This window comes from Bacillus pretiosus, from assembly GCF_051294775.1.
GTDB classification, from domain to species: domain Bacteria; phylum Bacillota; class Bacilli; order Bacillales; family Bacillaceae_G; genus Bacillus_A; species Bacillus_A wiedmannii.
The window spans coordinates 1-282 of sequence record NZ_JBPPHF010000581.1; the positions used below are offsets into that span (position 1 = coordinate 1).

General features: G+C 38.7%; 1 protein-coding gene. It reads left to right on the plus strand.

Translation table 11 applies throughout. The annotated features are described in order from the left end of the window. Positions 1-23 precede the first annotated feature (23 nt). On the plus strand, positions 24-282 hold a 259-nt coding region (locus ACSG5Z_RS32245; RefSeq protein WP_503827199.1), incomplete at its 3' end, for a Y-family DNA polymerase.

A 282-nucleotide genomic window follows, 5' to 3' on the forward strand; every position in this document is an offset into this window, starting at 1 on the left:
GGTCTGCGTAGGGAGTGAGTACTATGCGAGAAATGTATCCGAAAAATGGTCGTGTTTTTTTGCATGTAGATATGACTTGTTTTTTCGCATGTGTTGATATTGCTCATGACCCATCATTACAAGGGAAGCCGTTAGCAGTTGCTGGAAATGAAAAAGAAAGAAAAGGAATTATTAAAACATGTAGTTATGAGGCAAGAGACTATGGAATACGTACAACGATGCCTCTTTGGGAAGCAAAAAGGTTATGCCCGCAATTAGTTTTAATGCGTCCTAATTTTACCT